The sequence below is a fragment of the Myroides odoratimimus genome, from assembly GCF_001485415.1.
In the GTDB taxonomy this organism is placed as follows: Bacteria; Bacteroidota; Bacteroidia; order Flavobacteriales; family Flavobacteriaceae; genus Flavobacterium; species Flavobacterium odoratimimum.
In genome coordinates this window covers 23944-36274 of sequence record NZ_BCMQ01000029.1, presented here as the reverse complement: position 1 = coordinate 36274, position 12331 = coordinate 23944, and the positions used below count along the sequence as shown (strand labels likewise).

The 12331-nt window shown below is 30.1% G+C and carries 9 protein-coding genes; 6 read left to right on the top strand and 3 right to left on the bottom strand.

Annotation, left to right across the window (positions count from 1 at the left end; genetic code table 11):
• The coding region (locus MODO_RS19400) for a hypothetical protein (protein ID WP_059051480.1) at window positions 1-254 on the top strand (254 nt) is incomplete at its 5' end.
• A 34-nt stretch (window positions 255-288) separates the two neighbouring features.
• On the opposite strand, the gene MODO_RS16760 is transcribed toward MODO_RS19400, so the two are convergent.
• The 3 genes from MODO_RS16760 to MODO_RS16750 are packed head-to-tail and all read right to left on the bottom strand — an operon-like array spanning window position 289 to window position 7196.
• Window positions 289-2757, bottom strand: coding sequence for an alpha/beta hydrolase family protein (locus MODO_RS16760; protein ID WP_162264457.1), 2469 nt, complete (start codon window positions 2755-2757; stop codon window positions 289-291).
• Window positions 2747-4126, bottom strand: coding sequence for a RagB/SusD family nutrient uptake outer membrane protein (locus tag MODO_RS16755; RefSeq protein ID WP_059051476.1), 1380 nt, complete (start codon window positions 4124-4126; stop codon window positions 2747-2749). The genes MODO_RS16760 and MODO_RS16755 overlap by 11 nt, the downstream gene beginning before the upstream one ends.
• 10 nt (window positions 4127-4136) lie before the next feature.
• The gene (locus tag MODO_RS16750) at window positions 4137-7196 is read right to left on the bottom strand and encodes a SusC/RagA family TonB-linked outer membrane protein (RefSeq protein WP_059051474.1); all 3060 of its coding nucleotides are present in this window, start codon (window positions 7194-7196) and stop codon (window positions 4137-4139) included.
• A gap of 1205 nt (window positions 7197-8401) precedes the next feature.
• Between MODO_RS16750 and MODO_RS16745 the strand changes: the two genes are divergently transcribed.
• The 5 genes from MODO_RS16745 to MODO_RS16725 all read left to right on the top strand — a co-directional run bounded on the left by MODO_RS16745 (window position 8402) and on the right by MODO_RS16725 (window position 12320).
• Window positions 8402-8677 (top strand): hypothetical protein, encoded by a 276-nt coding sequence (locus tag MODO_RS16745; protein ID WP_059051473.1) that lies wholly within the window; start codon window positions 8402-8404, stop codon window positions 8675-8677.
• A 22-nt stretch (window positions 8678-8699) separates the two neighbouring features.
• Entirely contained in the window at window positions 8700-9869 is a 1170-nt protein-coding gene (locus MODO_RS16740) for an AAA family ATPase (RefSeq protein ID WP_059051471.1), read from the top strand.
• Between the two features lie 6 nt (window positions 9870-9875).
• Entirely contained in the window at window positions 9876-10496 is a 621-nt protein-coding gene (locus MODO_RS16735) for an HNH endonuclease (protein WP_059051469.1), read from the top strand.
• A gap of 107 nt (window positions 10497-10603) precedes the next feature.
• A complete protein-coding gene (locus MODO_RS16730; RefSeq protein ID WP_059051467.1) occupies window positions 10604-10903 on the top strand; it encodes a helix-turn-helix domain-containing protein in 300 nt (99 codons plus the stop codon).
• Window positions 10904-11000: 97 nt separating this feature from the next.
• Complete coding sequence (locus tag MODO_RS16725) at window positions 11001-12320, top strand: DUF3945 domain-containing protein (protein ID WP_059051465.1); 1320 nt, start codon at window positions 11001-11003, stop codon at window positions 12318-12320.
• The last annotated feature ends 11 nt before the right edge of the window (window positions 12321-12331 follow it).

Below are 12331 nucleotides of genomic sequence, written 5' to 3'. Positions count from 1 at the left end.
TTGCTATCGGGAGTGCATTTGCAACAAATGCAATGAAAAATGTTGAACTAAATTCTACTGACCGTATAGGTCATTATGAATTAGATTCAGAGAATGAGTTTTCATGTGTTCAAACAAATATTACTTGTTCAACAATAAGTGATGGTCCAATTTGTACATGGTATGACGCTGTGAATAATCAGGAACGAACTCTTTATGAAAAAGATGAGTTAACAATGCAATGTCCAACTGTGTTGTATCAAAAGCAACCTTAATAGAAAAGCTGTCTCTGCAAGGAGACAGCTTGTTTTAATTTAGACCTTGTTTAATCCAATCAATATTTTTTGTGTCTTTAAGAAAATAGGATAACCAATTAAGGGATCTTATTGTTAAGTCTTTTTGGTTGGTTTTATCAGCTAAACTATGCCCATCTTTAGTGTAAAATAGAGCGATAGCTTGTTTATTATAGCGCCTTAATGCACCATATAAGTTCATAGTGTGTCTCCAAGGTACGTTTTCATCAAGATTCCCAGCCCATAATAGGATTGGAGTTTGAATATTTTGTGAGTAGTAAATAGGAGAATTTGCAAAGTATTCCTTTTGTTTTTCCGCATAGGGTCTTTTTAACTTATATTGAGCATCTTCTATTTTGGCATAGCTCATTCTATTTAAGTAGTAATTAAAACCATAGCTATCCACTATTAATTCCGAACGAGAGGATCCACTTATTGCTACTTTAAAGATATCAACTTGTGTAATAATATAGTTAACTAGATATCCACCGAAGGATTGTCCCATTATTCCAAGGTTTTCACTGTCAATTTGTTTTACTTTTTTTTGTACTTCTTGTATTGCTGCCTCAACGCATTCTAGAGCGGTAACTCCTGGACCTTTCTCACTAACATAAGTATCAGGCTCAAATACAAAATAACCTTGTTCTGTAAGTAGTGCATTGTTGTATCCTGTATCATTTTCAAGTTTAGGAATTCTAAATACATTTTGTAAATGATTTTGAGTTTCATATAAATGGGTAATCATAGGATATTTTTTTAATTCGGAAAAGTTCTTAGGGTAGTAGAGTATTCCTTTAAGTTGTTTACCTTGAACTGTCTTGAACTTAATTATCACTTGTTTTCTCCAATTAAATAAAGAGTCAGCAATAGAACTAGTTTTTACTATGCTTAGCTGCTTGTCTTTATAGGAATTTAATCTATAGGACATATTATAGTTTTCGGTTAAAAAACTAATTTGTTCTTTTTGATTAGACAATAGCACCTGAGTAATTTTATCTGAAGTACTTTCTATGATTGGTTTAATGATATTATTTTCATCTATTATGTGTAATGAGCTTCTATTATTACTTACGTTTAAGGTTTGTATTATTATGGACTTATTTAAATCGACTATTGCACTTGGTTTGAAGTTTGTGTCTAGGCTTGAGATAGATTGATGGTTTAGAATATTAATCTCTAAACTATTAATTGTCTCATTGTTAGTTAGTCTATTTAATCTCTGGCTATTAGTATCAAATAACCAGAGGTTTGAACTATTAGTGATTAGTACTTTGTTAGGATTTGTAGTCCAATAAAAATTTTGCTGATTTTCTAAATTGCTAATAGTTGTAGTCTTATTATTTTTTAAGTTGTATAAATGCCACTTGTTATTAGATTTATAAGCGAATTTATTTTTATCATTTGAAATTGTCAAAGCATAATTACTTAGAGAATCTAATAGCTTACTGTTTGAATTTTTAAGAATATTATGTTTGTATACTGATACGGTAGAGCTGTTTTTACTATAATCTTTATATGCTTTAGAATCATAGGTTAGATACTCATTGTTATTAATAAAACTTATAATTTCATTGTCTATTATAGGAGTTGTTTGCTTATTCTCGATGTTATATAAGAGATTATTGACAACAAAACTATCTCCCTTTAGAGTGTTTTTTTTAGCCTCTAAATTGTAATCATTAGTGTACCAAATGTCTACTATAGGACTTTGAGTTTTATGTAAGTAAAGGTATTTTATTAGGATGTTATTATCAGTCACAAATTCATAAGAAGTATTAATTAAGTTTTGATTTTGTTTTGTAGGTTCAATTCTAAAATATACCTTCTTCTTTAAATCAATATGTATTACCTCATTCCTGGTTGTCTTAACAATAAGATGATTCTGCTTATCGTCCCATATTGGATTGGATAAGGAATCTAATTGAAAAGAACCAGTTAAAGATGAGTTTTTTAGATTTTTAAGGTCTAATGAAAAGAATTGATCACCCTGTAAATACATCATCTGTTGCCTTGATGGAGAGATAAAGTATTGTTTTATTGATTTTTGTTCCCATTTTTTATCAATGTTATTTGATGTATCTAGAAGTAATGCAGTTTTCTGATCAGTTAGAATAAAGATTCTATTGTTAGCTATTATTTCAAAAGAATTTACTTGATCTATTACGGTCTGCTTATGATTTTGCAGATTCACTATATAGAGTTGATTTTTCTTTTGATAGGCTATCTTTATATCATCTATAAAATAGATGAAACCTGTGTCTTCAAAACAGATTTCTTTCTTTGTATCTGCGTTGCTTATACATCTTTTTACGAATTCATTATTTGTCTCTTGTGTAATTAACCATTTTCCACTGTTAGAAATACTAATATTTTGTAGTTTGAACCAAAGGGGACTAATACTTATAGAGTCTACTTGAGCCTTTGAGTTAGAAAAACTTAAAAGTAGAATAAGGTAAATTACTTTTTTTAGAATATTAGTATCCATCATTTTGAGGTAATAGATTATTATTTAAAGAGATTTCCTTTTCAGGATATGGCAACAGTCTGTGATTAGTTTTCCAATTAGGTTTAACCTTATTTAAGATATGGAGTTGATTATTTCTTTTTAAATCAAAGAAGCGATGTCCTTGTTCTGTAAAGAACTCTTTTTGACTTTCAATAAGCATTTCCTTTATACACTCTTCTTTAGTTAAAGTGTTTGGTAGAAGTGATATGTTGGCTCTTTTTTTTAAGAGGTTCAAATATTTAATTGCCTCGACTGTATTGTCTTGATATATCAATGACTCAATTAAAACAAAGTAAGCTTGCTCAACACGAAATACAATAGAGTATTCATCTGTATTATTGGAAATATTCTTGTATTTGTAGCTGTGATAAAAGGTCTTATTGTTACCACTTACTTCCCTTACCCAGTGTTTAAGACGTAGATCATTAATAGAAAAACTTTTGATCAGATCCTGGCTTAGAGCGTGGTTTGTAGGTGGTGTAATATTAAAATAGTATGTTCTTGCTTCCCAAGTGCTAAGACCAGAATTACTAGGAATAAGTTGCCAAATTGTACTCTTTGCATTGTTTTTAAAGACTTTTGTAATATCTGTTTCTAATGCAAATAATGGATTTGATGTAACTAAAGAACTTAAGTTCTGTGCTAAATCATATTTATGCTGAAGTAAATAGTTTTGAGCCAATAGAAGCTCTGCAGCAGCTTTATTGGGATAAATTCTATTTTGTTTTTCAAATGTATCACTTAAAATAGTTAAGCTATGCTTTAAATCTAATTCGATTAAGCTAAGCACTTGTAAATATGGCGTCTTTTTAATAATTATATTTGATTGATAATCAGTTGTAGTAGTATAAGGAATATCTCCAAATAGTTGTACAAGATTTTGATAGTAAATAGATCTAAGTAATAAGGCCTTTGCAATTAAGGGATCCTTGTCATTTATATTTAAATGCTTTGATAGAGTAACTCCTTGGATAAAGGAATTAATAGCATATATGTTTTTGTAAGAACTGTTCCAAAGAGAGTTAATAGTTGGATTATTTGCTCTAATTGAATTATTAAAAATATCAAAAGTTCCTAGACTAGAATTTATCTCACTAAAACTTGTTAGTTCATCAGTATACATTGACATAACAGTACCTAAACCAGTGCTTTGTCCTGTAAAAATGGAAGCATCTCGAAAATTTGAGTATAAAGTTGCTAATGCAGCTTTTGTTGTAGAGATATCTTTATAGATATCATCAGTTCCCATTTGATTATTTGGCATATCCACTTGGATAGCATTTTCACACGATGTACTTAATATTGGAAGTACAAATAGATATAGTATAAATAGATGTTTAGTTTTCATATTTTGCTTTTTAAAGAGTTAGTTGTAATCCAAAAGAGAATGTTCTTAGAACAGGAAGATTTCCTGGGTATATATTTTCAGGGTCCATTCCAAAATAATTAGTAAAGGTTAATAAGTTTTGACCTTGGGCATACAGACGTAACCTTGCCTTTGACAATGGGATATCATACCAAATATTAAGATTTTTTAGACGTAAATAGGAAGCATCACTTATAGCATGATCACTTTCTTGAATAAGTAAAAAATTGCTTAGAACATCACCTTTCATACCTGTTGAGAAGTAGGGAAACTCAGCATTAGGATTGTTTGTAGAGAAACTATTTAAAACTTCTATAGGTTGGTTTCTTGCCACACCTGGTAGGATCATTCGTTGAAAATAATTATAGCCTCTTTGCTTAACAAATTGAAATAAAAAATCCATTCCAAAATTTTTATAACTAATGCTATTTGATATTCCACCATGATATTTTACATTAACTTCTTGTATGCTTTGTTTATCCTCTAAAGGAGTGATTTTGCCATCTTGGTTAAAATCTTTAAATTTAAATTGACCTGTTGTAGGATCAATACCTTCATAGTGGTATAGTTTTAATACACTTATTGATTTACCTATAACATATCTATTTGCGTATGTGGAGTTTTCAAGATTTGGAAAAGAGACAAGTTTATTTTTGGGAAAAGAAATATTAAAACTTGTTGTCCACTTCCAAGAAGTAGATTTAATATTATTGGTGTTTAATGTAAACTCCCATCCTGAATTTTCTACTGTAGCGGCTGAGTTATTTATTATCTGATCAAACCCAGTTGTATACGGTAGAGGAGTACCTAGTAATTGGTTAGATGATCTGTTGTTATAGTATGCTATACTTGAGTTTATTGTTGAATTAAATAAACTCAGTTCCATTGCTATTTCTGCTTTGGTTGTCTTTTCCCAACTGAAATTAGGGTTGTATAGCCTTGATGGAATAAAGCCAACGATATCATCATACTTTGCCGAACCAGTAGAGTAAGTATCTAAGTATTGGTAATCTCCAATTTGATCACTACCTGTTATACCATAACTTGTTCTTATTTTTCCAAGGTCTAACCAAGAGATATCTTTTAAGACAGGTTCTTCTGAGAATAACCAAGCCGCACCAATAGCTCCGAAATTACCAAACTTGTAATTGTCTCCAAATCTAGAAGAGCCATCTCTTCTTCCTGTAAGATTGATAATATATTTATTGTCATAAGTATAATTGAGTCTTGTAAATGAACCTGAGTATTTATACTGCGTGTCAGTTAGCTGACGAATAGATTGAGAACTAGCGCTTGCTATATTGGTTATTTGTGAGTTAGAAGGAAATCCATAACCGTATAGATGTATAGCAGTTCGATTACTTGTTTGATAGGTTGTACCAATTAAAAAATTAAGACGATGTTTTCCATACTCTTTTGTCCACGATATTTGAGGTTCTAAAATATACGATTTAGAATTAGTATATGAAATTTGAGCTGTTGAATGAGCACTTGTTCTACCTAAGTTAGGATTATTTACTGTATGAGGGGTTAAATGACTTTCGTTGAAGTTATTTGTCGCTAACCCACTATTCAGTATTAAACTAATGTTATTGTGTAATTGATAGCTAATATTAGTATTGAAAACAAAAGCTGTATTTTCATAATTGTAACTTGCTTGTAATGCCGCTAAGGGATTATTAAATGTTCCATTTTCCCAATTCAAAGTACCGTCTTCTTTGTATAATTTTGGAGCATTAGGAACAAGACTTAATGCTGTTGAAGTAAGATCAGTTTGTATGAGTTCATTCTTTTGCCTCGAGTAGGTTGTTGCTGTTGCTATTTTTAGCTTATCTGTTGTATGATTAAAAGTAAAGCTTATATTATCTCTTTTAAAACCTTTATCTACTGGAAAAACAGTTGTTTGTTTATTGTGAGAAGCATTTAAGTTAAAGGATGTATTTTCACTCCCTCCACTTAAACCTAGTTCAGTATTGGTTGTAGTAGCTGTACCTCCAATTAACTCTTTTTGCCAATCTGTATATCTGTTTCTATCCCATGTTCCATTTATATCATAAGCGTTAGTAGGGTAAGTAGTAATGTTATCATTAATAAAGGCTTGTTCTCTCATTTGTAAGTATTGCTGAGTGTTTAATAACTTGGCAAAGTTTACTACTTTACTATTGGCAAGATAGTTTGAGAAGGTTAGTCTTACTTTTCCTTTTGTTCCTTTTTTGGTTGTTATTAAAACTACACCATTAGCTCCTTTTGAGCCATATATAGCTGTAGCATCGGCATCTTTTAAGATCTCGATACTTTCTATATCATTAGGATTAATTGAATTAAGAGGATTATTGTGACCTTGTAACAAAATAGTAGCAGATAATCCTGTACTTGAACTGCGGTCACTAGGCATATGTATACCATCAATTACATATAAAGGTACATTTGCCATGAATTGATTAGTGTTGCTTTGTAGACTGTTTTTACCACGTATTTGTATATCAATAGAGCTACCTGGGACACCTGATAATTGAGTAATACTAACACCTGCCATTCTTCCTTGTAAAGCTTGCAGAGGATTAGTCACTGGCTGAAACTCGATATCTTTAGCTGCTACTCGTGCTATACTACCTGTACGCTCTCGATCTTTAACAGTATAATATCCTGCATTAACTACAATCTCGTCAAGAGTATTATTATCCTCACTAAGTGTAATATTAAGAACATTACCACCCACAAAAACAATAGACTGATCTTTATACCCCATCATTGAAAAGGTTATCTTATCACCAGAAGTAATATTGATGGTGTATTTTCCTTCTAAATCAGTTGTAATTACTTTAGTCCCAACTGTCACTATAACACCCCCAAGAGCACCAAAGGAATCCTTTACAGTTCCTGTTAGTTTTATAGTTGGTTTTTGTTTTGTATCTTGTAGCAAGTCAGATACACTAAAAGACAAATGTTTATCATTTGATACGGCATAAATTGGACAGCTTAACAAGCCAACTAAAAAGAGTAGTGACAGAGCTATCCTATAACCAGTTATGGTTTTAAATTGAGTTTTCATAATGTTTATAATTGATTTGATATAAGACGCTTTTAAATCATTAAGATTTTTATTGCCGTAGTACTTAAATAAGCTATATATCAAAAGGTTAGTTAATTGGTAATTTATATTCTACATATTTTTTTAAAAAACTATCTCCAAGCTCTAAAGCACGTCTCCCAAAATGCAAACTAGAGCAAGGAGATAGTCATGGACTTTTAGCATGACTTAAAATCCCTTTAAGCCATACTTTTTGTTGTGTTTAAAATGCCTACTAAGGACTAAGCCTATAATTAACCACTAGGCTAAAGCCCTATAGCAAGCGGTTTTTCTCCATAATTAATAGTTTTAAAGGGTGATTAATAAATAGCACAGTAGGAGAGACTTATTTCATAGCTTTTTTCCTTACTAACTAATCTATATTGCCTTTTAGTCGAATGGATGAACGAGCTATATTTATGTGTGATAAAGGCAATAGTTATCCTGTACGCATCTAAAAACTGTTTTTAGACCTAGCGTAAAATGTGTTATAACTCTAACTAAATAGGTAATAGGGTAGCCATCCAACATTAAACAAGTAATGTCAAATTAATCTACAACGATAAGATTTAGTTAAACTAAAATGTAATCATAGGCTAAATGTGAGTTTAGTTACTAATTGGTTGTTTGTGATAAATAATTAATAATTGAAAAAATCTCGAATAGAACATTCGATAAGTCCATTAAGGATAGATAAGGTATTGTAAGCATTCATTATTAAAGCAACGAACACTAAACAAATCCACCTTGTTTGTTTTAAAACCTCTATATACCTAATTGGGAGACGGTATGAATAAAGGTTGCAGTATGTTTAATATAAAGTGAAACTTAAGAATTTCAATAAAGTGAGAAGTAAATGACAAACTTATATAAAATAAGTTGGCATGGGTACTCACATTATCCAAACAGAGGTACTGGCATACCTGTACAACGAATAAGTGAGCCCATGCCTAGGTCATGGGCTAAGATACTTATTTTCTCATTGTACATTATTGAAAAGTGCCAGTTTTCTGTTAGAGAAATAAATAAGCTTTAGCTTATATCATATATGTCATTAAGACAATGTTTACATCTTTTTTTAAATTAGATATAAAGCAAATGTAATGAAAAAACAAATCATTCGCTAACGCGAACAGTAAAAAGTTAGAAATAGACTTATTTTGATTATATGACATAATAAATCTGTAATGGGAGAAAAAAACTTTGTTTTGAATAGAAGCATTTGTGAATTTATTTCTAAAGAATTTTTTAATCCTTTTAAAAATGAGAAGGGAGATGAGATACCTTTAAACCAATATGCTAAAAATTGTAATTTGGCTTCATCAACTATTTCTAAAATAAATAATGGAAAGGGATATGATATTCCATTTTCGACTATTTATAATATACTTAGATATGAAAAGGTAGTTTTAAAGGATTTCTTTTTAAAATTTGAAATGCAATACCCTAATATTCCTAATTAATAATGTATAAATTATAGTACCTATGTTTTTCTTTTTTTTTGATCATTATTCTGACTTAACTCTAAATAAGGAGGCTAACGAGGATGTTAATATACTCGTAGGAGTTAATGGTGTTGGAAAAAGTACTACTTTAAATGAATTAGCAAAGTTTCATATAAAAAATAAAAACAATGTTATTGTTATAAGTAATACTATTTATGATAAGTTTTCTTTTAGAGGAAGTCCAACAGCTCATAAACTTAAAAGTAACTATGGGAAATCTATGTTAAAAAACGTATTTGATCAAGTACTTCTTAAATTAACTAAGAATGATTCGAAAATTATTGAGAATATTAGGAAAATACTTCAGTATATAAGATTTGAATTAGAAATAGGATTATCTATAAAAGGATTACATTTAGATTATGAGAGATTAATCAACGAATGTAATGAGTTTGAAAGGGATGAAAAAAATGATATAATTTTTTTTATTAATATGCTTAATAAAGACATTATTGCAAGAAATAGTGAAATTAATAATGTCTATCGTTTGAACTTGGATTCTAGTAGTTTTAAATCAATGAAAGATGTTTTTTATTTAAATATTATTCGATTTGAAAAAAAACTAAAAAAACTTAAAGTACTAAAGAGAATTGATATTGTATTGTATAAAGATTCTCAGAGTTTCTCCTTAAATGAAGGTAGTTCAGGAGAGTTATCATTGATAGCTTCCTTGTTTTTTGTTAGTTTACATATAAAAGAAAATAGTATTGTTTTAATAGATGAACCTGAAAATAGTTTACATCCTAAATGGCAAGTTGAGTATGTAAAACAATTTTTAGACTTATTCCATTTATATAAGCCAAAGATTATATTAGCTACTCATTCACCTTTAATAATAAATGGTGCAGAAGTTACAACTGATAAATTGAATATTTTTAAGGGAAATACATTCAGGCAATTTAGAAAGAAAGAAAAAGAACTTAAGAATGTTGAGGAAATCTATGAAGACTATTTTGATATTACAACGCCAGAAAACAGATATATTTCTCAATATGTAGTAAACAAACTTAATGCCTTAGATGAGCAAAAAATCACTAATGATGACTTTGAAAATGATATAGAAAAATTAATTTTAAATTCTTATGATGAAGTTCAAATAGATGCACTTAAGCAAATAATAGAGGTTAGTAGAGAGATTAGTTCAAATTAAGTTTATATGAGTCTAGTATTTACACAAGATGAAATGAATACTATTACATTTATTAGTAATTCTAATTTGTCTAATGGAGAAAAGTGGAGTTCAACTCAACTACTTGCTATCAAACGAAAAATAAAAGATTATTATTTACGTATTGGGACTAGTAGATGTTGTTATTGTAAACGAAATTTGTTGGCAGAGTTTAATATGGTAATAGATATAGAGCATATTTTACCTAAAGAAGCTTTTCCTCAATATATGTTTACTATAGAAAATTTAAATGTTTCTTGTAAAAAATGTAATATGAAAATTAAAGGAAGCAATATGGATTTCATAGTTAATGTAAACACTATTACAGCCAATTTTCGATTATCAAATCAGTATTACTTTATTCATCCCAATTTTGATGATTATTTTTCTAATATGAAATATTATGTAAAAATTAAGAATGATAAAACATTTACTAAATATAAACCAATTACCCCAAAAGGTAAATATTCATATGATTATTTTAAACTGAATGAGTTTGAAGTAAATGATTTTAACTCTTTACAAGGAATAAAGGATCAATTCAATAATATGATGGGGAATTTAGGGGCACAATATGATAGATTAGTTGATTTACTCAAAAGAGTATAATGTAAATAATTAACCCATTGGCAGAGCTTGGCAGATTTATTCTACCAAGCTCTGTTCATTTGTAACGTTAGCTAACAAATTTAATTAACCCATTAAATTCTAACATTATGAATATAGATCGTATAGAATTCCTTTTATGGATGGAGCGTATTATGACACGCTTCGATCATTTGTCAGAACATATAAAAGACCTCCCTATAAAAACTCAAACTATAGATGGAGAAGAGCTTTTAGACAGTCAAGATGTAATGGCACTTTTTAAAATAAGCCCTCGCTCATTACAGCGTTACCGCTCAGATGGTAAACTCCCATACTACACTATTAGTGGTAAACTCTACTATAAACGTTCTGATGTCAATCAGTTTATCAGAGAATGCTTTAAAAACCCAGTAAGAAGAAGTAAATAGCAGCTAAAGGCCAAGAGTAACCATTAAAGCATGCTATTTACTTATCAAGGTCTCTTGGCTTTAGTTTTAAGTTTTTAATCATTTAAAACTAGGTATTATGAGTACAGAAACTACAGAAAGACAAGTAGAGCATGATGTGCTTCTTGTTAATGACAAAACAAAGAATAAGATTCAGGTAGTAAAAGGATTAGATAAAGATGGAAAACTTGAAACAGTCCCACCAACTAAAAAGAATCAAAATCAATTTTTAAAAGTTGATCGACATGGGGATTTCTTTTCCAACTTCTTTTCTAATTTTTTCAGTCAACTTAAAAACCCAACTCAGTTTACTTTTTTTAGAGTTCCGGAGCTATTGACCATCAAAATGGCTAACCAAATGCAAAAGGAACTTAAGCAATCAGGACCTGCGCACGAGTTGTTTTTAAAACATCAAATAACAGAGATAGGAAACGTGCCTAAGAAAGAGAATAAAGTTGCTGAACCAACAAAGGAGCAGGAGCAGTATAGCTCCAATAAGTTTGACATCAAGGACATTGATTGGGATTCACTCTCAAGGCTTGGGCTTTCAAAAGAGAAGCTTCAAGAAATGGATTTATTAGAACCACTTTTACAAGGTTATAAAACAAATGATTTAGTAGCTGTAAATTTAGATTTAGGTTCAGCTGTATTTTCACTTGATGCAAGATTGTCTTTACAGAAAAACGAAGAAGGTAAAGTAGTTATGGCGCTAGAAGGCGTAAAGAAATATCCAAACTTAAATGTACCACTTTATGGACATGAGTTTTCTAAACAAGATAAGCACAACCTTTTAAAAACTGGTAATATGGGTAGGGTAGTGGATCTTGTTCATCCAACTACCAAGGAAATGATTCCATCGGTTGTAAGTGTGGATAGATTAACCAATAACCTTGTTGTGACTAGAGTTGAAAAGATGCAACTCCCTAAAGAAGTAAAAGGTATTGTACTAAGTGAAGAACAGCTCCAAACCTTAAAAGAAGGTAAACCTCTACGTGTAGAAGGAATGACTTCTGCTAAAGGGAATTTATTTAATGCTGAGATTCAGTTTAACGCAGCTAAAGGGCATATTGAGTTTTTATTTGATAACACGAACAAACGAAGTCATAGCCAATCGCAAAGTCAAAATCAATCTCAGTTATCAGATGACCTGAAAACCTTTAGAGGTAAAGAGCTTACTGAAAAACAGCAAAGCGATTTATTGGAAGGCAAAGCTGTTTACATTAAAGATTTGTTGGATAAAAGAGGAAACACGTATCAAGGCTATGTAACGTATAACAAAGAAACTAAACAGGCTGACTTCTCGTTTCAAAATCCAAATAAAGAGGAACAATCAAAAGCTCAATCGCAGTCAGAAAAACAAGTGGATGAACCTAAAAAATCAAAGGGACGTAAAATTTAAAATTGAAGACT